23 protein-coding genes and 1 tRNA gene are annotated in these 20,151 nt (G+C 67.2%); 9 read left to right on the top strand and 15 right to left on the bottom strand.

Annotation, left to right across the window (positions count from 1 at the left end):
• Positions 1 to 13: 13 nt before the first annotated feature.
• Entirely contained in the window at positions 14 to 1,315 is a 1,302-nt protein-coding gene (locus FIU66_RS05600) for an NCS2 family permease (RefSeq protein WP_167621782.1), read from the bottom strand.
• A gap of 220 nt (positions 1,316 to 1,535) precedes the next feature.
• Between FIU66_RS05600 and puuE the strand changes: the two genes are divergently transcribed.
• Both puuE and FIU66_RS05590 read left to right on the top strand, forming a co-directional pair.
• Positions 1,536 to 2,942 (top strand): allantoinase PuuE, encoded by a 1,407-nt coding sequence (puuE, locus tag FIU66_RS05595; RefSeq protein WP_167621781.1) that lies wholly within the window; start codon positions 1,536 to 1,538, stop codon positions 2,940 to 2,942.
• Between the two features lie 5 nt (positions 2,943 to 2,947).
• On the top strand, positions 2,948 to 3,844 hold the full coding sequence (locus FIU66_RS05590; protein ID WP_167621780.1) for a bifunctional allantoicase/(S)-ureidoglycine aminohydrolase: 897 nt from the start codon (positions 2,948 to 2,950) through the stop codon (positions 3,842 to 3,844).
• A 34-nt stretch (positions 3,845 to 3,878) separates the two neighbouring features.
• Here FIU66_RS05590 and FIU66_RS05585 read toward each other — a convergent pair whose 3' ends face one another.
• The 3 genes from FIU66_RS05585 to FIU66_RS05575 are packed head-to-tail and all read right to left on the bottom strand — an operon-like array spanning position 3,879 to position 7,263.
• Positions 3,879 to 5,351 carry a carboxypeptidase M32 gene (locus tag FIU66_RS05585; protein ID WP_167621779.1) on the bottom strand — a complete coding sequence of 491 codons (1,473 nt, stop codon included), beginning with the start codon at positions 5,349 to 5,351 and terminating at the stop codon, positions 3,879 to 3,881.
• Positions 5,348 to 6,496 carry a heme A synthase gene (gene ctaA, locus FIU66_RS05580; protein WP_167621778.1) on the bottom strand — a complete coding sequence of 383 codons (1,149 nt, stop codon included), beginning with the start codon at positions 6,494 to 6,496 and terminating at the stop codon, positions 5,348 to 5,350. Before ctaA ends, FIU66_RS05585 begins: the two co-directional genes overlap by 4 nt.
• Positions 6,497 to 6,534: 38 nt before the next feature.
• Entirely contained in the window at positions 6,535 to 7,263 is a 729-nt protein-coding gene (locus FIU66_RS05575; protein ID WP_167623400.1) for an RNA methyltransferase, read from the bottom strand.
• 68 nt (positions 7,264 to 7,331) lie between these two features.
• On the opposite strand from FIU66_RS05575, the gene FIU66_RS05570 reads away from it, so the two are divergent.
• On the top strand, positions 7,332 to 7,946 hold the full coding sequence (locus tag FIU66_RS05570) for a thiamine phosphate synthase (RefSeq protein ID WP_167621777.1): 615 nt from the start codon (positions 7,332 to 7,334) through the stop codon (positions 7,944 to 7,946).
• On the opposite strand, the gene purN is transcribed toward FIU66_RS05570, so the two are convergent.
• Positions 7,943 to 8,533 carry a phosphoribosylglycinamide formyltransferase gene (gene purN / locus FIU66_RS05565; protein ID WP_167621776.1) on the bottom strand — a complete coding sequence of 197 codons (591 nt, stop codon included), beginning with the start codon at positions 8,531 to 8,533 and terminating at the stop codon, positions 7,943 to 7,945. The genes FIU66_RS05570 and purN overlap by 4 nt on opposite strands.
• Positions 8,530 to 9,570 (bottom strand): phosphoribosylformylglycinamidine cyclo-ligase, encoded by a 1,041-nt coding sequence (gene purM / locus FIU66_RS05560; protein WP_167621775.1) that lies wholly within the window; start codon positions 9,568 to 9,570, stop codon positions 8,530 to 8,532. Before purM ends, purN begins: the two co-directional genes overlap by 4 nt.
• A gap of 110 nt (positions 9,571 to 9,680) precedes the next feature.
• Here purM and FIU66_RS05555 point away from each other — a divergent pair.
• Positions 9,681 to 9,756: transfer RNA gene (locus tag FIU66_RS05555), tRNA-Ile, on the top strand.
• 35 nt (positions 9,757 to 9,791) lie between these two features.
• On the opposite strand, the gene modC is transcribed toward FIU66_RS05555, so the two are convergent.
• The 4 genes from modC to FIU66_RS05535 form a co-directional block, all read right to left on the bottom strand.
• Positions 9,792 to 10,895 carry a molybdenum ABC transporter ATP-binding protein gene (modC, locus tag FIU66_RS05550; protein WP_167621774.1) on the bottom strand — a complete coding sequence of 368 codons (1,104 nt, stop codon included), beginning with the start codon at positions 10,893 to 10,895 and terminating at the stop codon, positions 9,792 to 9,794.
• Positions 10,892 to 11,602: a molybdate ABC transporter permease subunit gene (gene modB, locus FIU66_RS05545; RefSeq protein ID WP_370528946.1), complete on the bottom strand. Its 711-nt coding sequence runs from the start codon at positions 11,600 to 11,602 to the stop codon at positions 10,892 to 10,894. The genes modC and modB overlap by 4 nt, the downstream gene beginning before the upstream one ends.
• Positions 11,599 to 12,360, bottom strand: a complete 762-nt coding sequence (gene modA, locus FIU66_RS05540; RefSeq protein WP_167621772.1) for a molybdate ABC transporter substrate-binding protein — start codon at positions 12,358 to 12,360, stop codon at positions 11,599 to 11,601. Before modA ends, modB begins: the two co-directional genes overlap by 4 nt.
• A gap of 170 nt (positions 12,361 to 12,530) precedes the next feature.
• Complete coding sequence (locus tag FIU66_RS05535; protein ID WP_167621771.1) at positions 12,531 to 12,983, bottom strand: Hsp20 family protein; 453 nt, start codon at positions 12,981 to 12,983, stop codon at positions 12,531 to 12,533.
• 168 nt (positions 12,984 to 13,151) lie between these two features.
• Here FIU66_RS05535 and FIU66_RS05530 point away from each other — a divergent pair, with 168 nt between their 5' ends.
• Positions 13,152 to 13,913, top strand: coding sequence for a DUF599 domain-containing protein (locus FIU66_RS05530; RefSeq protein ID WP_167621770.1), 762 nt, complete (start codon positions 13,152 to 13,154; stop codon positions 13,911 to 13,913).
• Here the strand turns inward: FIU66_RS05530 and FIU66_RS05525 are convergent.
• Together FIU66_RS05525 and FIU66_RS05520 are read right to left on the bottom strand one after the other, a co-directional pair.
• Positions 13,834 to 15,018 (bottom strand): MFS transporter, encoded by a 1,185-nt coding sequence (locus FIU66_RS05525; RefSeq protein ID WP_167621769.1) that lies wholly within the window; start codon positions 15,016 to 15,018, stop codon positions 13,834 to 13,836. The genes FIU66_RS05530 and FIU66_RS05525 overlap by 80 nt on opposite strands.
• Before the next feature lie 96 nt (positions 15,019 to 15,114).
• A complete protein-coding gene (locus FIU66_RS05520; protein WP_167621768.1) occupies positions 15,115 to 15,513 on the bottom strand; it encodes a hypothetical protein in 399 nt (132 codons plus the stop codon).
• A gap of 55 nt (positions 15,514 to 15,568) precedes the next feature.
• On the opposite strand from FIU66_RS05520, the gene FIU66_RS05515 reads away from it, so the two are divergent.
• Positions 15,569 to 16,342, top strand: a complete 774-nt coding sequence (locus tag FIU66_RS05515) for an alpha/beta fold hydrolase (RefSeq protein WP_167621767.1) — start codon at positions 15,569 to 15,571, stop codon at positions 16,340 to 16,342.
• Here the strand turns inward: FIU66_RS05515 and FIU66_RS05510 are convergent.
• From FIU66_RS05510 to FIU66_RS05500, 3 genes are read right to left on the bottom strand one after another with little or no spacing between them, the layout of a single operon-like run.
• Positions 16,320 to 16,646: a hypothetical protein gene (locus tag FIU66_RS05510; protein ID WP_167621766.1), complete on the bottom strand. Its 327-nt coding sequence runs from the start codon at positions 16,644 to 16,646 to the stop codon at positions 16,320 to 16,322. The genes FIU66_RS05515 and FIU66_RS05510 overlap by 23 nt on opposite strands.
• Before the next feature lie 35 nt (positions 16,647 to 16,681).
• Positions 16,682 to 17,044 (bottom strand): cell division protein ZapA, encoded by a 363-nt coding sequence (locus FIU66_RS05505; RefSeq protein WP_167621765.1) that lies wholly within the window; start codon positions 17,042 to 17,044, stop codon positions 16,682 to 16,684.
• Complete coding sequence (locus FIU66_RS05500; RefSeq protein WP_201281091.1) at positions 17,044 to 17,532, bottom strand: hypothetical protein; 489 nt, start codon at positions 17,530 to 17,532, stop codon at positions 17,044 to 17,046. Before FIU66_RS05500 ends, FIU66_RS05505 begins: the two co-directional genes overlap by 1 nt.
• A gap of 117 nt (positions 17,533 to 17,649) precedes the next feature.
• Here FIU66_RS05500 and hisB point away from each other — a divergent pair, with 117 nt between their 5' ends.
• The 3 genes from hisB (at position 17,650) to FIU66_RS05485 (ending at position 20,132) form a co-directional block, all read left to right on the top strand.
• Positions 17,650 to 18,237: an imidazoleglycerol-phosphate dehydratase HisB gene (gene hisB, locus FIU66_RS05495; protein ID WP_167621764.1), complete on the top strand. Its 588-nt coding sequence runs from the start codon at positions 17,650 to 17,652 to the stop codon at positions 18,235 to 18,237.
• On the top strand, positions 18,237 to 18,866 hold the full coding sequence (gene hisH / locus FIU66_RS05490) for an imidazole glycerol phosphate synthase subunit HisH (RefSeq protein ID WP_167621763.1): 630 nt from the start codon (positions 18,237 to 18,239) through the stop codon (positions 18,864 to 18,866). Before hisB ends, hisH begins: the two co-directional genes overlap by 1 nt.
• A gap of 123 nt (positions 18,867 to 18,989) precedes the next feature.
• A complete protein-coding gene (locus FIU66_RS05485; protein ID WP_167621762.1) occupies positions 18,990 to 20,132 on the top strand; it encodes a Hint domain-containing protein in 1,143 nt (380 codons plus the stop codon).
• Positions 20,133 to 20,151: the final 19 nt, after the last annotated feature.

Raw genomic sequence — 20,151 nt, 5'->3', positions numbered from 1 at the left:
CCGGGCTTCGGGATCAGTGGCCGCCGAAGAAGGCGAACTTGATCACGAACAGCGCGGCCACGATCCAGGTCGCCGCATGGACTTGGCTGGCCTTGCCCGTCAGCAGCTTGATGACCGCATAGCTGATGAAGCCGAAGGCCAGACCGTTGGCGATGGAATAGGTGAAGGGCATCACCAGGGCGGTCAGGACGGCGGGGGCGGATTCGGTCACGTCCTCCCATTCGATTTCGGACAGTTCGCGCACCATCAGCGTCGCCACATACAGCAGCGCCGGCGCGGTGGCATAGGCCGGCACCGACCCGGCCAGCGGCGCGAAGAACATCGCCAGCAGGAACAGCAGCGCCACGACAAGCGCGGTCAGCCCCGTCCGCCCCCCCGCCTGCACGCCCGAGGCGCTTTCCACATAGGCGGTGGTCGAGGACGTGCCCAGCATGGACCCCACGGTGATCGCGGTCGAATCCGCCATCAGCGCGCGCGACAGGCCGGGATTGGTGTGAACCGGACCTTCCTTCAGCAGCCCTGCCCGCTTGGCGACCCCGATCAGGGTGCCGGTGGCGTCGAAGACCTCGACCAGGACCATGACCAGGATGACGTGGAAGATGCCAAAGCCAAGCGCGCCCCAGACATCAAGCTGCATCAGCGTCGGCGCGATCGACGGCGGCATCGACATGACGCCGCCGAACTGGCTGACGCCCAGCAGGATCGCGGCCACCGTGATGACCAGGATGCCGATAAGGATCGCGCCCGTTACCCGCATCGCATCCAAGGCCACGATGATGAAGAAGCCCGCGATGGTCAGCAGCGTGCCGGAGTTGGTCAGGTCACCCAGTGTGACCAGTGTGGCCGGGCTGTCCACCACGATGCCCGACGATTGCAGGGCGATGATCCCCAGGAACATCCCGATCCCTGCCGCCACCCCGCTGCGCATCGACACGGGGATCCCCGCCACCAGCCAGCGGCGGATGCCGGTCGCCGACAGGAACAGGAAGATCAGGCCGCTGATGAAGACGGCGCCAAGCGCTTGTTGCCACGTGAAGCCCATCGCGCCCACGACGGTAAAGGCGAAAAAGGCGTTCAGCCCCATGCCGGGCGCCATGCCGATGGGCCAGTTGGCCCATAGCCCCATCACGGCCGATCCGATGGCGGCGGCCAGGCAGGTGGCGACAAAGACCGCGTTGCGGTCCATGCCCGTCGTTGACAGGATGTCGGGGTTGACGAAGATGATATAGGCCATGGTCAGGAAGGTGGTGATGCCTGCGATCACCTCGGTCCTGACCGTGCTGCCGTGTTGCGACAGCTTGAAGTAGCGTTCCATGGGTTTCCCTCCCGCGCGGCTCATGTCGGCCGCCATGCGCGCAGCTTATGGGGGCCTTGTTCGGCCCAACAATCATCGCCAGCCCGCAAGTCTTTCAACAGCGAATTGAAACAGCAGCGATCTTTTCCGATTCGTTGATACAGAATTACGCCTCTGCCCGCTTGCCGTGCAGGCCGGCACGCGGTTTGCTGTGACCACGCTGCCACAGAAAGGATGTCCGATGCGCTACAGCCGCGACCTGCGAGGATATGGCGAGACCACCCCCGACCCGCAATGGCCCGGCGGCGCAAGGATCGCGGTCCAGATCGTCCTCAACTACGAGGAAGGCGGCGAGAACAGCATCGAGCACGGCGACGCCGCCTCCGAGGCCTTCCTGTCCGAGATCATCGGCGCCCAGCCATGGCCCGGCAAGCGGCACTGGAACATGGAATCGATCTATGACTATGGCGCGCGGTCGGGCTTCTGGCGCCTGCACCGGATGCTGCGCGACATTCCCGTGACGGTCTATGGCGTGGCGACGGCGCTTGAGCGCAGCCCCGAACTGGTGGCCGCGATGAAGGCGGCGGGATGGGAGATCGCGACCCACGGGTTGAAGTGGATCGACTATCGGGACATCCCGCGAGAGGTCGAGGCTGACCACATCGCCCAGGCGGTCGAGTTGCACACCCGCGTCACCGGGGAACGCCCGCGTGGCTTCTACCAGGGCCGCTGTTCGATGAACACCGTGGCGCTTGGCTGCGAGGAAGGCGGGTTCGAATACCTGGCCGACACGATCGCGGACGAACTGCCCTATTGGCATGTCCACAACGGCAAGCCGCAGTTGATGGTGCCCTATACGATGGATGCCAACGACATGCGCTTTTCGTCGGGCCAGGGCTTCGGGACGGGCACGGATTTCTTCGACTATCTGCGCGACAGCTTCGACATCCTGTATGCCGAAGGCGCGGCGGGCGCGCCCAAGATGATGTCGATCGGGCTGCATTGCCGCCTGGCCGGGCGTCCGGGCCGGGCCATGGCGATCCAGCGGTTCCTGGACCATTGTCGCCAGCACGAGGGCGTCTGGTTCGCCAGCCGCCTCGACATCGCGCGCCACTGGGCCGAGCTGCATCCCTATCAGCCGCGCCAGCGTCCGTCGCAGATGGATCGCAACAGCTTCGTCCAGGCCTTCGGCAGCATCTACGAACATTCCCCCTTCATTGCAGAACGGGTCTGGGACGCCGAGATGGGCGCGGTCCATGACAGCGCGTCCGGCCTGGCCGCGCGGATGGCGCAGGTCTTCCGCAGTGCCTCCGACGAGGAACGACTGGGCGTTCTGAACGCGCACCCCGATCTGGCGGGCAAGCTGGCGCAGGCGAAACGGCTGACGGCCGACAGCACCGCCGAACAGGCAAGCGCGGGATTGGACAGCCTGACCGATGACGAACGCGCGACCTTCACGCGCCTTAACGACGCTTATGTCGCCAAGCACGGCTTTCCCTTCATCATCGCCGTGCGCGACCACGACAAGCCGGGCATCATGGCCGCCATGCAGGCCCGCATCGACAACGACACCCCGACCGAGCGCGCCGAGGCCGAACGCCAGGTCATGCGCATCGGCGAACTACGCCTGAAAGAGGCCCTGAAATGACCGACATGACCCCAGACCTTCCCCCCGCCGGCGCGCCGACGGGCGACGTGGCCGAAGTCCCGCGGGCCGATCCGCAGCGCATCCCCTATGCCGGCCCGGTGGCGGGCCTGCCGCCGCAGACCGGCATGACCACCGACACGGCCGTCTTCACCGAGGCCTATGCCGTCATCCCCCGCACCGTGATGCGCGACATCGTCACCTCCTACCTGCCCGGCTGGACCGGCATGCGGATGTGGATGATCGCCCGGCCCTTGTCGGGATTCGCGGAAACCTTCAGCCAGTACATCGTCGAACTGGCCGAGGGCGGCGGCTCGGACAACCCCGACGACGACCCCGAGATCCAGCACGCCCTGTTCGTCACCGGCGGGTCCATGTCCGTGACCATCGGCGGCACCGAACATCTGCTGACCCCCGGCGGCTTCGCCTATGTGCCCCCCGGCACCCCCTGGTCGGTCAGGAACACCACGCCCGGCAACACCGGCTTTCACTGGTGGCGCAAGCGCTGGCAGCCCTGCAATGGTGTGGACCGGCCCGATCCGATCATCGCCCAGGAACAGGACATCGCGCCCTCGATGATGCCCGACACGGACGGGGCCTGGGGCACCACCCGCTTCATGGACCCGGCCGACCTGCGCCACGACATGCACATCACCGTGGTGACCTTCAAGCCGGGCGGATCAATCCCCTTCGCCGAGACGCATGTGATGGAGCATGGCCTGTTCGTGCTGGAGGGCAAGGCCGTCTATCGCCTGAACCGCGATTGGGTCGAGGTGGGGCCCGGCGACTACATGTGGCTGCGCGCCTTCTGCCCGCAGGCCTGCTATGCGGGCGGGCCGGGGCCGTTCCGATACCTGCTCTACAAGGACGTGAACCGCCACGCGCCCTTGTGGCCCAACAGGTAAGTGAAAGGCCGGGCAGATCGCCCGGCCGTTTCCGTTACAGCCCGTAGATTTGGCCGAACTTCGCCTCCAGATAAGACAGCAGCGGCTCGGGCGAGACGTCGGCGCCCGTCGCCTCCTCGATCAGCGCGCGCGGGCGCTTCAACCCGCCATGACGCTGCACGTTCTCGCGCAGCCATTCCACGGCGGGCGCGGCGTCGCCCGCGGCCAGCAAGGCGTCCAGGTCAGGCACGGCATCGCGCATCGCCTGGTTCAGGCAGCCCGCGAAGACGTTGCCCAGGGCATAGGTGGGGAAATAACCGAACAGGCCCACCGCCCAATGCACGTCCTGCAAGACGCCATTCGCGGGCCGGTCCACCACCACGCCGAAGTCGCGCCGGAAGCGGTCGTTCCAGGCCTCGACCAGGTCGTCGGTGGACAGCCGACCCGCGATCAGGTCGCGTTCAAGATCGAAGCGCATCATGATGTGCAGGTTGTACTGAACCTCGTCGGCCTCGGTTCGGATGAAGCCGGGGGTGACGCGGTTCACGGTGGCATAGAAGGCATCCGCGTCGGTGATGTTCAGCCCGTCGAAGGCGTCCGACATGCGGCCAAACAGCCAGCCGGTAAAGGCCCGGCCCCGGCCCATCTGGTTTTCGTAGATGCGGCTCTGGCTTTCGTGGACGCCCATCGACACGCCCCGCCCCAAGGGCGTGAAGGCATAGTCGGGGTCGATGCCCAGTTCATAGCTGGAATGACCGACCTCGTGGATGGTGGAATAGATGCAGTTGAAGGGGTCGGTTTCCACGACGCGCGTCGTGATGCGGCTGTCCTGCCACCGGCCGCTGCTGAAGGGATGGACCGCAATGTCCATTCGCCCGCGCGTCCAGTCATACCCGAAGGCGGTGGCGCAGATGCGGGCCAGCCGGATCTGGGTTTCCTGCGGGAAATGGCCGGAAAGCGGCTTGGGCTGGAAATCGGCCCCCAGCACTTCCTCGCGCAGGGCGACAAGGCGCGGGCGCATGGAATCGAACAAGGCCGCGATCTCGGCCCCCGTCATCCCCTGTTCGTAATCGTCCAAGAGCGCGTCATAGGGATCGCCGCCATCGGCCAGGGCCGCGGCCTCGTCCCGCTTCAGGACCAGGACCTGATCCAGCGTGGGCAGAAAATCCTCGGGCGCGTCCTTGGCGCGTGCCTCGGCCCAGATGCCCTGGGACAAGGATGTCAGCCGCGCCAGTTCCTGCGCCAGCTTGGCGGGGATGCGGTTCGCGCGGCTGAAATCGCGCGCGATCAGTTCGACCGACCGGGCCTCGGCCTCGGTCCGGGGTTCGGCCAGGTCCAGCCATTCGCCGATGCGGGGATCGGTGCGGCGTTCGTGCAGCACGGATTCCATTGCGGCCATCTCCTCGGCCCGCTGCTCGACCGCGCCGCGCGGCATCACGGTTTCCTGGTCCCAGCCAAGCCGCTCGGCGACCGAGGACAGCGCCTCGGTCTGGCGCTGGAAGGCAAGCAGGTCGTTGATCGCCGTCATCGGATGGTCCCCCTGACCGAAGTTTCATGCGGAAAGCGCGCGTGGTGGCGCGCCCGGATGATCAGCGCGAACAGGACGACCGCGCCCAACTGGTGCGTCAGCGCCAGACCCAGGGGCGAGGCATGGATCACGTTCATGATGCCAAGCGCCACCTGAACGGCCACCGCCACGATCATCGCCGTGAAGGCGCCTCGCGTGACCGGATGGGGCGAACGCCGCGCGCGCAGCCAGACCACGACCGCGAAGATCGCCAGCAGATAGCCCACCATCCGGTGGACGAATTGCACAAGGGCGGGATTTTCGAAGAAGTTGCGCCAGCCAAGCACCGGATCCCAGATCAGCGCGGGTATCCATTCGCCGCCCATGGTCGGCCAGCCGGTATAGGTGCGGCCCGCGTCGATGCCCGCGACCAAGGCGCCGATCAGGATCTGCACGAAGGCCAGGTGCATCAGGCCGGTTGACATGGAAAACAACTTGGGTTCCCCCGCGCGGCGGGCGCGCAGCAGATCGGCCTCGGACCGGCCCAGCAGCAGGACATACCAGGTGATCAGGCCCAGGATCACGAAGGCCAGGCCCAGATGGGTCGCCAGCCGATAGGATGCCACGCGGGTCATCCCCTCGACCAGGCCGGAACTGACCATCCACCAGCCGATGGCGCCCTGCAGCCCGCCAAGAGCGCCCAGGCCCAGCAGGCGCGGCGTCCAGCCGACGGGGATGCGCCGGGTCGCAAGGAAGAAGACAAAGCCCGCCGCCCAGACCAGCCCGATCAGCCGGCCCAGCAAGCGGTGCGCCCATTCCCAAAGATAGATTTCCTTGAAGCCTGCCAGATCCATGTCCGGGTTGACCTGGGAATATTGGGGGATCTGCTTGTAGGCCTCGAATTCTGCCTGCCAGTCCGCCTCGTTCAGGGGCGGGATCGTGCCGGTGACGGGCGCCCATTCGGTGATGGACAGGCCCGATCCGGTCAGGCGCGTGGCGCCGCCAAGCGCGATCATCGCCAGGACCATCACGAACAGGATCATCAGCCAGACCCGGATCGCCCGCCGCGCGCCGCGGGGGGCCGCGTCGATCATGCCGGTCGTTGTCACGGGGCGGCTGCTGGCGTGGGGGTCAAGGACTTCCTCGAAGACGGGGCGCTTGGCCATCGCTTGCTCCTTCAGGTGGGGCGGAGGGTAGGTTGGGGTCAGCGCCGGGTCAACTGCCGCAGGATCCCGTGCAGGACACGCACGTCGCCCCGGGTCAGCGCCAGCCGCGACCACATGTTGCGCAGGTTCAGCCGCATGGACGCGGCCTTGGTGTCGGGAAAGAAGAAGCCCGCCTCGGTCAGCCTCTCCTCGAAGTGATCGCCCAGCTTCTCGATCTCGAGGCGGTCGGCGGGCTGGATCGCCTCGGGGCGGCCGTGATGGGGGGAAGGCTCGGCGGGCAGCAGCTCGCGCCCGTATTCATAGCCCATCAGCAAGACGGCCTGGGCCAGGTTCAGCGACGGAAAGTCGGGGTTCACCGGCACCGTCACGATGGCGTTGGCGCGGGCAACGTCGTCGTTTTCCAGCCCAGTGCGCTCGGGCCCGAAGATGATCGCGCAGCGCCCTTCATGGGCGCGCGCCATCTCCATCGCCGTTGCCGGAGAATGCACGGGCTTGGACAGTTCGCGGCCCCGTGCGGTCGTGGCAAAGGCGAAATCCACGCCTTCCATCGCCTCGGCCAGGGTCGGATAGATCCGGGCGCGGTCCAGCACCTGCCCCGCCGCACCGGATGCCATGGCAACGGCGCGGGGGTTGGGCCAGCCGTCGCGAGGATCGACGATGCGCATCTCGGTCAGACCGAAATTGAGCATGGCGCGGGCGGCGGCGCCGATATTCTCGCCCATCTGCGGGCGGACCAGGATGATGACGGGCAGGCGTTCGGTTTGCATGGGGCGCAGATAGTCCGTATGGCGGCGGGCGGCAAGCTGCGCTATCTGCGACATAAAGGAGTTCCGCCATGCCCGACGCCACCCCCGACGCCCCGCAGCTTTACCTGATGACGCCCGCCGGTGCGCAGGCGTCGACACTGGGCCCGCAACTGGCGGCGGTCATGGATGCCTTTCCGGTGGCCTGCCTGCGCATCCGCGCCGGGGCCGAGGAGGACGAGTTGGGCCGCCTTGCCGATCTGGCGCGCGAAATCGCCCATGCGCGCGACGTGGCGGTGGTGATCGACGATCATGTGGCCCTGGCCCAGCGGCACGGGCTGGACGGGGTGCATCTGACCGACGGTGCGAAGGCCGTTCGCTATGCCCGCAAGGAACTGGGCGCGGATGCCATCGTCGGCTGCTTCTGCGGCAATTCGCGCCACGAGGGGATGAACGCAGGCGAGGCCGGCGCGGATTACGTCAGCTTCGGCCCAGTCGGTGCCTCGGCGTTGTATCGGGGCGAGCCGGTGGAACTGGAGCTGCTCCAGTGGTGGTCCGAGATGATCGAGGTGCCGGTCGTGTCCGAAGGCGCGATCACGCGCGAATTGCTGGAGCAATTGTCGCCCGTCAGCGACTTCATCGCCATCGGACCCGAGATCTGGACGGCCGAGGATCCCGTGGCGGCGCTGACCGCGCTTTGGGGCTAGATGTCGAAGCGTTCGCGCGCGCCGGACGCGAAGCGGCGCAGGATCAGCGGGTAAAGCTGGTGTTCGCGTTCAAGGACGCGTGCCGCCAGCTTTTCCGGCGTGTCGCCGGGTTCGACAGCCACGCGAGCCTGGCCTAGGATCGGGCCCGCGTCCAGATCGCCAGTGACTTCGTGCACCGTGCAGCCTGCCTCGGCATCCCCTGCCTCGATGGCGCGCTTGTGGGTGTGCAGGCCTGGGTATTTGGGCAACAGAGAAGGATGGATGTTGATCATCCGCCCCTCGAAACGGTCAATGAAGGCGGGCGTCAGGATGCGCATGAAGCCCGCAAGGCAGATGATGTCGGGGCGCGCATCCAGCAGTGGTTCCAGCAGCGCGGCTTCAAAGGCGGCGCGGTCGCCCGGATATGCGCGGTGATCTACGGCGGCAGTCGGAACGCCCAGGGCCGCGGCCTTGGCAAGACCACCGGCCGCCGGATCGTTCGACGCGACAAGGACCGGCTGCGCCGGATGGTCGCCCGCCCCCATGTCCTGAACCAGGCGGACCATGTTCGACCCGCCGCCCGAGATCAGAATGGCAACGCGTTTCACGCAAGCTGCCCGCTGTAGCGAACGCCCGGCCCTGCCGTCACGCGGCCAAGGCGATGAACCGTTTCGCCATGCCCGGACAGCAGGCCGGCCAGCGCGTCGGCGCGGTCGGCCGCGACCGACAGGATCATGCCGATGCCGCTGTTGAAGGTCTTGAGCATTTCCGCCTGGTCGATCCCGCCGGCCTGGGCCAGCCAGCGAAAGACCGGCGGCAGGGTCCAGGACGACAGGTCGATGTCCGCGCCCAGATCCTTGGGCAGAACGCGCGGCAGGTTTTCCGTGATGCCGCCGCCGGTGATATGGGCCAGGGCATGGACGCCCCCCGCCCGGATCGCCGCAAGCGCGGACTTGACGTAAAGCCGCGTGGGCACCAGCAGCGCCGCGCCCAGGGTGCCGTCACCAAAAGGCGAGGCCGCGTCCCAGCCGAGGCCCGCGTGATCCGCGACCTTGCGGACAAGCGAATAGCCGTTGGAATGCACCCCGTCCGAGGCCAGGCCCAGCAGCACATCCCCTTCCATCACGCCCGCAGGCAGGGCAGTGCCGCGCTGCATGGCGCCGACCGCGAAGCCGGCCAGGTCGAAGTCGCCGTCGTGATACATGCCCGGCATCTCGGCCGTCTCGCCCCCGACCAGGGCGCAGCCCGCGGCCTTGCAGCCCCGTGCGATGCTTTCCACCACGCGGGCGCCTTCGTCCACCGAAAGCTTGCCGGTCGCGAAATAGTCCAGGAAGAACAGGGGCTCGGCCCCTTGGCAGACCAGGTCATTGACGCACATCGCGACCAGATCCTGGCCGATGCCGTCCAGGTGGCCGGTGTCGATGGCGATGCGCAGCTTGGTGCCGACGCCGTCCGTGGCCGCGACCAGAACCGGGTCGTCATAGCCCGCCGCGCGAAGGTCGAACAGCGCGCCGAACCCGCCAAGCGCGTCCATCACGCCGGGACGCGCAGTCGCTGCGGCAGCGGGCTTGATGCGTTCCACAAGCGCATTGCCCGCGTCGATGTCGACGCCCGCATCGCGATAGCTGATCCCGTTCTTCGTCATGGCGACCCCCGGCTGAATGCTGCTGCCCCGATAGCGCAGCCCGCCCACCGGGGCAACGGTGATCGGCGCTTGACCGACGGCCGGCCTGCGATTAACCCGGACAGGCTGCTGGGCCTGTAGCTCAATGGTTAGAGCAGGGCGCTCATAACGCCTTGGTTGGGGGTTCGAGTCCCTCCGGGCCTACCACCGCAGCCGGACGATCCTGCCTTGCAATGGCTGCCTCATGGGCCAGTCCCCTGCCCCGGTGGCAAGGCCAGCCCCATATCCTCTGGCGCGACGGCAACGGCCTTGAGGATCGCGTGACACGGTTGACCCGGAGCCAAGGACATATGCGTGGCCGAGCGGCGGGTGATGCGGGCTGTCAGGCGATCCGGACCCAGGGCCAGCGATACCTGGACGTTCGGGCCGTCCTCGGGCGCGATATTCACGATATGGCCTTGCAGGACATTCAGGGCCGAGATTCCTTCGGGGCGGGTGCGCGACAGGATCACGTCGCGCGACCCGACCCGCAGGCGCAGCCTTGTGCCGGCCAGGGCGTCCAGGCGGGCCACGAAAACCGCCCCGCCCGCGGTCTCCAGCCGCGTCAGGCCGTCGTCGTCATGCGCGGCCACCCTTGCCGACAGGACCGAGGCCGTCTCGGACCCCATGGCCCCCGCATCGCGCAGCACCTGCCCGGGCGGACCGACCGCGACCACCCGGCCCGCGCGCAGGGCGACGACCGTCGTGGCAAGGCGCGCGACCTCGGTCGTGGCATGGCTGACATAAAGGATCGGCACGCCCCCTTCATCGCGCAGGCGCTCGAAATAGGGCAGGATCTCGGCCTTGCGGGCTTCGTCCAGGGCGGCCAGTGGCTCGTCGGCCAGGATCAGGCGCGGCGCGGCCAGAAGGGCGCGGCCAATGGCGACGCGGCTCTTCTCTCCCCCCGACAGGGCGCCGGGGCGGCGGTCCAGAAGCGGGCCGATGCCCAGCAGATCGACCACGCGGGACAGGTCGGGACCGGACGCGCCGCGCGGGGCGAACCAGCGGCCGTAAAGCAGGTTCTGGCGCACCGAAAGGTGGGGAAACAGCCGCCCTTCCTGGAAGACATAACCCAGGCGGCGGCGGTGTGGCGGCAAGGCATGGCGGGCGGCGCTGTCCAGCAGCAGCCAGTCCCCCACCGCGATCCGCCCGCTGTCGGGACGCAGCAAGCCCGCCACGGCGTTGACGACAGTGGTCTTGCCCGATCCCGACGGGCCGAACAGCACCGTCAGCCCCGGCGGCGCCTGGAAGTCAACATCCAGGGCAAAGCCGGCAAACCGGTGCGACAGACGGACTTGCAGCGTCATGCGCCCGACATCCGCCGCGCCACCCGCCGCGCCACGTATTCCGACAGCAGCAGCGCCGCCATGGCGATGCCGATCGAGATCATGACCAGCCGCGCCGCCGCCCCCTCGCCCCCCGGCACCTGAAGAAAGGCGTAGATGGCCGAGGGCAGCGTCTGCGTCTGGCCCGGGATGTTCGACACGAAGGTGATCGTCGCGCCGAACTCTCCGATGGCCTTTGCAAAGGCAAGGATCGCACCGGCGACGACGCCCGGCAGGATCAGCGGGAAAGTGACGGTCAGGAAGACCATGACAGGGTTGGCGCCAAGTGTCGCGGCGGCCTGTTCCAGCTTGGGATCCACTGCCTCGACGGCAAGGCGGATGGCGCGCACCATCAGCGGAAAGGCCATGATCGCGGCCGCCAGGGCGGCGCCGGTCCAGCGGAAGGACAGCACGATCCCGAACCACTGGTCCAGGAACTGCCCCACCGGCCCGCGCCGCCCGAAGAACACCAGCAGCAGATAGCCCGTCACGACCGGAGGCAGGATCAGCGGCAGGTGCACGATCCCGTTCAGCATCTGCCTGCCCGGGAAGGACCAGCGGGCCAGGGCATAGGCGACGAGGATGCCCAGCGGCAGGCTGCCAAGCGTCGCGACCAGCCCGACCTGCAGGGACAGCCGCACCGCCTGCCATTCGGCGGGCCCGAGGGAGGTCGCCAAGCCCTCGATCACTCGGGCACGGTGAAGCCGAAGTCGCGCCAGATCGCCTGCGCGGGGGCCGAGGACAGGTAGTCCAGGAAAGCCTCCGCCTGATCGCTGTCCGATTGCGCCGTGATCGCGGCCGGATAGATGATGGGGTCGTGGCTGCCTGCGGGAAAGGTGCCAATGACGGTCACGTTCTCCTGGGCAGCCGCATCGGTTGCATAGACGATCCCCAACGGCGCCTCGTTCCGCGCGACGAAGGCCAGGGCGGTGCGCACGTTGTCCGACTGCGCGACCATCGGCGCGACCTTGTCCCACAGGCCCAGTTGGATCAGCGCCGCCTTGCCATAGATGCCCGCAGGAACGCTGTCGACCATGGCCATGGACAGCTTTCCGCCCTGCAGCATCGCGGGCAGGTCAAGCGTCTTGTCCACCGTCACCGGCCTGGCTGCTCCGTGCGCGATCAGCACCAGGCTGTTGCCCAGCAGGTCGCGACGGGTGTCGGGCCGGATGTCGCCCGAGGCATCGAGTTCGTCCATCCAGTCTGGACTGGCCGAGATGAAGATGTCGGCAGGGGCGCCTTCCCCGATCTGCTTGGCCAAGACCGGCGAGCCTGCATAGGAGATGACGGCCGTCTGCCCCGTCTCGGCGGACCATTCCCGAGCCACGCGGTCAAGGGCATCGGTCAGGCTGGCGGCGGCGAAGACCGTCACATCGTCGGCAATGGCCGGAAGCGGCGAAACCGCCAGGGCAAGGCAGGTGACCAATGTCGCGTGCAAGGACGGCATGGCGAACTCCGACGGTTATGTCCTTTCGGATATAACGGTTGAAATACTGCCAAGGGCAAGCAGTTTTTCCCGCTGGCATCCGTTGCCAGCCAAGGGGCGGACGCAAAGGAAATGCCCGCCGGGTGACCGACGGGCATTCGGCTTCACGGAGCGGAAGCCTTCCGGGTGCCTCAGGCGTCCAGGTGCTCGACCTTGGCCGCGGATTTCGCGATCTCGATCCGGCGGGGCTTCAGCGCCTCGGGGATCTCGCGGACCAGGTCGATATGCAGCATCCCGTCGACATGGCTGGCGCCGTCTACGCGCACGTGATCGGCAAGGGTAAATTTGCGTTCGAACGCGCGGGTCGCGATGCCGCGATGCAGGTAGGTGCGGCCGTCGTCTTCCTCGGCCTTGCGGGCCGAGACGATCACGGCGCCGTCACGAACCTCGACGTTCAGGTCGTCGGCGGCAAAGCCGGCCACGGCGATCGAGATGCGATAAGCGTCGTCGCCGGTCTTCTCGATGTTGTAGGGCGGATAGGTCGGCGCCGAGACATCGGACGACAGGGCGCGGTCCATCACGTCGGCCAGACGGTCAAAGCCGACCGAGGCACGATAAAGGGGGGTCAGGTCAAAGTTGCGCATTGGTCACATCCTTCACAAGCGATGCAGTCTGTGCCCCCCGGTAACCGGGCGGGCGGTCCGCCGACGCCTGTCTGGCCGTCGGCAAGGTTGATTTAGGGCCGCAACAGGGCCGTTCAAGACCCCTGCCCCGGCCTTTTCAACCACCTGTGATCGGGGCTAGAACAGGGCATGGATCTGCTTTTGTCCCTGCCCGCCTCGCTGTCGCTGCCCGATCTTGCGGCGCTTGTCCTGCTGTTCGCAATCTGGTTCGGGATCGGCTGGTTCACCGAGCGTCCGCCAGCAGGAAAGCCGTCCGTCTCGGTGCTGATGATGCGGTTCCGCCGGGAATGGATGCTGCATTTCATCACCCGCGATCCGCGCATCTTCGACGGCAACATCCTTGCCAGCCTGCGCGAAGGGACGGCCTTCTTCGCATCGGCCTGCATGATCGCCACCGGCGGCATCCTTGCCCTGATCGGCAACACGGATCAGTTGCGCGGCTTGGCCGAGGAGCTGGCCCTGGAGGGCGCGGGCGGCATCCTGTGGGAATTGAAGCTGCTGGTGACGATGTTCTTCGTCGTAAACGCCTTCCTGAAATTCGTCTGGGCGCATCGCCTGTTCGGGTATTGCGCGATCATGATGGCGGCGGTGCCGAACGATCCGGGGGACCCAATGACTCGCGACCGGGCCATGCAGGCGGCGGATCTGAACATCACCGCCGCGCGCAGCTTCAACGCGGGCCTGCGCAGCGTTTACTTCGCGCTTGGATCGCTGACCTGGCTGGCCGGATCATGGGCGCTGATGCTGGGAACGGCGGTCGTGCTGTTCGTGACCTGGCGGCGCGAGTTCGCCTCGACCTCGCGCCAGGTGATCATGCGCAGTCTGCCACCGCCGCGCTTGCCCGATCATGCCAGACTGCCAGCGTCAGCACCACCGCCCCCGCAGCCGTAAGCCCGATGCCGACATAGCCGCTGGAGGCCCAGCCCCAACCCGCCGTCAGCGCCATCCCGGCCAGGAACGGCCCAAGCGCATTGGCTGCGTTGAAGGCCGCATGGTTCATGGCCGCGGCCATGTTCTGCGCCCGGCCCGCGACATCCATCAGCCGCGTCTGCAACGGGATCACCAGCCCCGCGCCCGCCGCCAGCAGGAACGAGGACAGCACCATCAGCTGCCAATTCCCGACGGCCAGGGACGCAAAGCCCTGGGTGACGGCCATCGCCGCCAGGCTGACATAGGCTGCGCGGATCTGGCCCAGCCGTTCGGTCATGCGGCCCGCGACCCATGTGCCAAGCGTGCCGCCAACGCCAAAGACGCAAAGCGCCAGGGGGATCGCATAGGAAGGGGCCTGGGTGGTGGCAATCATCGCGGCGGTCAGGAAGGCATAAACGGCGAAGAAACCGCCAAAGCCGATCGCGCCCACGGCCAGCAGCCACAAGACGCGCGGGTTGCGCAGGGCTTGAAGCTCGTCCCAGGGCCGCGCATTCGGGTCGCCACCGACACGGGGCGCGACCTTCAGGATCAGCCAGGCCGACAACAGCGCGATCACGCCCGGCAGGGCGAAGCCCCAACGCCAGCCGATGCTTTGGCCCATCCAGCCAGCCAGTGGGACGCCCACCACATTGGCGATGGTCAGGCCCATTGCCACCTGCGCTGCCCCCCGCGCCCGATGTTCGCGCGGCAGCGCATCGGCGGCATAGAGCATCGCCACGCCCAGGAACCCGCCATGCGGAAGGCCTGCCAGAAAGCGCATCCCCGTCAGCGCGACAAGGCCCGGCAGGACCGCCGCCAGCAGGTTCATCACGCCGTAGAAGGCCATAAGCGCAGCAAGATACCGGCGGCGCGGCAGCCGCGCGCCCATGACCGACGTCAACGGCGCACCGATCACGACACCCAGGGCATAGGCGCTGATCACATGGCCCGCCTGGGGTTCGGTAATGCCCAGATCGCCCGCGAAATAGGGCAAGAGACCCATCGCCGCGAACTCGGAGGTGCCGATGGCGAAGGCACCAAGCGCCAGGGCCAGAACGGCATAGCGGAGATTTCCGTTCTGTGTCATACGCGCTTTCTCCTGGATGTTGGCCCTAACATTATGCTGCGTTGCAGCAAATGCAAGCCCGGTGCGCGCAACCCTCGGTTGCACAAAATGCAATGCTTATAGGTATCCGCGACGCAGCATGATCCAGATCACGGCCGCGGCCAGCACCAGAAGCCCGAAGGCGACCGAGGCCGCAAAGCCAAGAGCGCGGCCCTGCCAGCGGGAAAACTCTCCCAATGGCTGAAGATGGGCGATGAGCGCCTGATGGGCGCGCGACAAGCGGGCCAGGTCAAGCTGGCGGGCGATCTTGGGCTGGGCGGATTGCTGGTCGGCCTGGGCCAGCATCCAGGCCTGCTTGCGCAACCGGCGCGGCAGCGCCCCGCCCCGGCGGCGCAGCATCACGCCGAGCGGAGGCCGTTCGCCCCGGCGGGCCCCGCCAAAGCGGGCGGCGATCAGGCGGGCGACCTCGTCGGCCATGTCGCGGATGTCGTCGGGGCTTGTGGCTTGTCGCGTCATGGCGCCACTCTAGCCGCACTGGCAGGGGCGCACCAGACGATCTAGGATCGCCCGCATGAGACTGAATCACACCATCACCGGGCCGCAGGTCGGCCTGCCCATCCTGCTGGCCCATGGCCTGTTCGGCCAGGGGCGCAACCTGGGCGCCCTGGCCCGCAGGCTGTCCGATGCCCGCCCCGTCGTCACCGTGGACATGCGCAATCACGGCGACAGCTTCCACGATGCCGTCCACGATTATGTGGCGATGGCGGGCGACCTGGCCGATGTCATCGCCGATCTGGGGGGACAGGCCGATGTCGTGGGCCATTCGATGGGCGGCAAGGCCGCGATGGCGTTGGCGTTGACCCGGCCCGAATTGGTGCGCAAGCTGGCGATCATGGACATCGCGCCGGTCGCCTATGGCCATACGCAGGAACATCTGATTGACGCGATGGAATCGCTGGATCTGGGTGCCGTCGATCGTCGCAGCACGGCCGATGCGATGCTGGCCGAACGGGTGGACGATCCGGGCGTGCGGGCTTTCCTGCTGCAGTCGCTGGACCTCAAGTCGGACCCCAAGGCCTGGAGGCTGAACCTGCCCGCGCTGCGCGACCAGATGGGGCAGATCCTGGGCTGGCCCGAGGATCTGCCGAAAGCCGGATTCGGCGGACCCGTGCTGGAAATCGCGGGCGAGCGGTCGGATTACCTGTCCGAGGCCGGTCAAGCTGCACTGCGCGAGCATTTTCCCCAAGCGCGTGTGATCCGCGTGAAGGACGCGGGCCACTGGCTGCACGCCGACGCGCCGGAAGCGGTCGCCCAGATCCTGGTCAGCTTCCTGGGCGAGGGCTGAGGACGTTCCAGCAATCCAGGTCGAACCGCGCGACGCCAGTATCGCCAGGCGCCAGTGCCTTTCCGCTGAAGGCGATCACCTCGCAGCCTGTTGTCCGGGCAGCTGCCTCGGCCATCAGTGCGGGAATGTTGCGCGTCTTCGGGCGGGGCACGAAAGTCATGCGGATCACCTCGGCCCGGTCTTCCTTGTGGAAGATGACGAAGTCGATCCCTTGCAGGCGGATGTGATGGCGCACCGCCCCCGCCATCTGGGGCGAGGGGCTGGCGCAGGCGGCAAGGATCAGCAGAAGGACAAGGCATCGCATGGCGCGATCCTGCCATGCCGGTCTTTAAGAAGCAGTTAACGGCCGGCCTGCTCTTCCAGGCGGTCGGCCAATGATTCGGCGCGCGCCGCCAGTTCGGCCATCGCCTCCTTGAGGTCCGAGGGAATCACCGGAACCTCGACCCGCGTGGGATTGGCTTGCAGGCGGTTCAGGTGACGCTCGGCCTTTTCGGCCCGCTCCTCCAGTGTGGCGACCTTGTCGGCCAGCATCAGCCCGGCCAGCAGCAGCAGGCGCGGCTCGGGCGTGCGGCCCGCCTGCGCCAGGATGTGCTGGGCCTCGGCGTCCAGAAGGGCGGCGGCGCGTTGCAGCAGCCTTTCCTCGCCGTCCTGTGCGGCCAGACGGTATTCCTTGTGCCCGATGGTAAAATCGACCTCGGCCATCAGCGGTTCTCCTCGGTCATGTGGCCGTCCCGGGTTTCCGGCACGCCTCCGGCATCGCCCGCGATCTCGGGGGTGGTGACGGTGGGGCTGGTGGCCAAGTCTCCGCCCAGCAAGCGCTCGACCTCGGCCATCAGGGCACCAAGCTGGGCAGCCTCGGCGGCGCGGGCGGCGCGCAGGGCCTCGATCTCGGCCTCCAGCGCCTGGCTCACGGCCTCGACCGCATTGTTGCCTTCGGCCGCGGCTTCGATCAGCGCGCGGTTGGCGGCCGCAAGCTCGTCATTGGCCGCGGCAAGGCGGACGGCCTGATCGGCCATGTCATCCTGTCCCAGACGCTCGGTCAGCGCATCGATCTGCGCCTGCGCCGCCTCAAGCTCGGCCCGGAGATCCGAGCCAGAGCCGGCGGTGACCACGCCGCCGCGGTCAAGGAACTGGTCTATGCGGTCCAGGGCGGCACTGAGGCGGCGTTCGCTGACAGAGATATCGCTCATCGGCGGTCCTTTCGTGGCGTCCCCTTGGTTGTGGCATTGCGCCTGCCTCATGACAAGCCTGCCGACTTGGCGCGCCGCACGCCGCGCCCTATAAGGCGGGCGACGAAAGGATCCCCCATGCGCGAAGCCACCATCACCCGCACCACCGCCGAGACGCAGATCGAGGTCGCGCTGAACCTTGACGGCACCGGCGTCTACGACAACCAGACGGGCGTTGGCTTCTTCGACCACATGCTGGACCAGTTGTCGCGGCATTCGCTGATCGACCTGACGATCCGCGCCAAGGGCGACCTGCACGTGGACGATCACCACACGGTCGAAGATACGGGCATCGCCATCGGCCAGGCCCTGGTCCGCGCGCTTGGCGACAAGAAGGGCATCCGGCGTTATGGCAGCTTCCTGCTGGCGATGGACGATTCGCTGGTCCGGGCGGCGCTTGACCTGTCGGCGCGGCCCTTCCTGGTCTGGAACGTCGATTTCTCGACCGAGAAGATCGGCAGCTTCGACACCCAGTTGGTGCGAGAGTTCTTCCAAGCCCTGTCCACGCATGGCGGGATCACGCTGCATGTGGACCGCATCCACGGCATCAACAGCCACCACATCGCCGAGGCCGCCTTCAAGGCCGTCGCCCGCGCCCTGCGCGAGGCGGTCGAGCCCGATCCGCGCATGGCGGGCGTCCTGCCATCGACCAAGGGGGCTTTGTGATGCGGGTCGCGCTGATCGACTATGACAGCGGGAACCTGCATTCCGCCGAAAAGGCCTTCCAGCTGATGGGGCGTGACGTGGGGGCCGAGATCGTCGTGACGGCGGACCCGCAGGTCGCGGCCCGCGCCGACCGCATCGTCCTGCCGGGCGACGGCGCCTTCCCCGCCTGCCGCACCGCGCTTGGAGAGGTGGACGGCATGGCCGAGGCGCTGCGCGAGGCCGTGCTTGGGCGCGGCGTGCCCTTCATGGGCATTTGCGTGGGAATGCAGATGCTGGCGACGACCGGGCACGAATACCGCGAGACCGCCGGACTGGACTGGATCAAGGGAGAGGTCCAGGCCATCGCCTCGCCCGGCCTGAAGGTGCCTCATATGGGCTGGAACGACCTGGTGATCGACAGGCCGCACCCCCTGCTTGCAGGGATCGCGACGGGGGATCACGCCTATTTCGTGCATAGCTGGCAGTTCAAGGTGGCGGACCCCGCGCATCTGCTGGCGCATGTGGATTACGGCGGGCCCGTCACCGCAGTCATCGGGCGCGACAACATCGTTGGGACGCAGTTCCACCCCGAGAAATCGCAGGTCGTCGGACTGCGGTTGATCGCGAATTTCCTGACCTGGCAACCCTGAAAAGCCCGCAACACTTGTTAACGCTTCGTTAACCATCGGCCGCTATGCCTTTGGGGACGGCTGTCTTTCCGGTCGTCCAAAGCCCGGAACGACGGGCTGTCATCAAGCCAGGGCGACGGGCGTATGGATTACCAGTTTACGGTGCTGACACTTGCGCAGCGCATTCCCTCGGTTTCTTCAGGCGCGAACGAACAGGCGCCATGGTCCAACCTGCTAGGCAAGGCCATCCCGCTTCCCGGCGCGACGCTGTCCAAGATCACGATCAGCGACGATGACGATCGTTTCGAAAGCGGGCGCTATACGCCGGGCGAAACCGGCCAGGCCCTGACGGCCGCCTTCACATTCGGGAACGATCCGCAACCGACGCCGGCAGGAACGCAGCTTGCCTTCCATCTTGGTACCCTCATCCAAAGCCAGACCAGGAACCCAGATGGCACCTTTGACCAGTTCCGGGTCCTTTTCCCCCGCAAGCTCGTCTCGGGCGGGTTCGGAGCCGAAATGGGAGGCCGCTATTCCGTCCTGCTGATGCCCGTGCCACGGGCTGACGGGACCTCTCCCAGCTTCAGCCTGTCCAATTCCTACCAGGCGGTGAGCGTCCCGTCCTTCGGAAGCAGCTATCCTTCGATCGCCTATCCCAAGGTTGCCTGCTTTGTCCTGGGCTCGCTGATCGAGACGGACACCGGCCCGCGCCCCGTCGAGACGCTTCGCCCGGAGGACCGGATCCTGACACGAGACCACGGCTTCCAGTCTTTGCGATGGCAAGGGGGGGCATATATAACCGACGAGGGGTTGGAAATGCGGCCAAACCTGCGGCCCATCCTGATCCGCGCCGGCGCGCTTGGCGAGGGATGTCCCTGCCGCGACCTGGCCGTATCGCCGCAGCATCGCATTCTGGTCCGCTCGCGCATTGCCCACCGATTGTTCGATGACGGCGAGATCCTGGTCGCCGCGAAGCACCTGGTGGGCCTGCCCGGGATCGAGGTGACGGTGCCGCCCGGCGGCGTCACCTATTTCCATCTGCTGTTCGATCGGCACGAGATCGTCATGTCCGACGGCGCCTGGACCGAAAGCCTGTTTACCGGCCCCCAAGCTTTGGATGCGGTCAGCGACGCGGCCCGGCGCGAGATCTTTGCACTGTTCCCGAAACTTGCCTCCGGGGCAGCCACGCCCCCTGCCCGCCGATTCCTTAGCGGGCGAGAGGCGCGGCAATTGGCCGACCGGCAGCGTCGCAACCTGGGCAAGCGGCGCCTGGTCGAGCCGCTCTGACAGCGGCAGCCATTCCAGC

Source organism: Paracoccus sp. AK26, assembly GCF_011801365.1.
Classification (GTDB): domain Bacteria; phylum Pseudomonadota; class Alphaproteobacteria; order Rhodobacterales; family Rhodobacteraceae; genus Paracoccus; species Paracoccus aerius.
The sequence above is the reverse complement of the archived record's forward strand: the minus strand, read 5'-3'. Positions and strand labels throughout refer to the sequence as shown.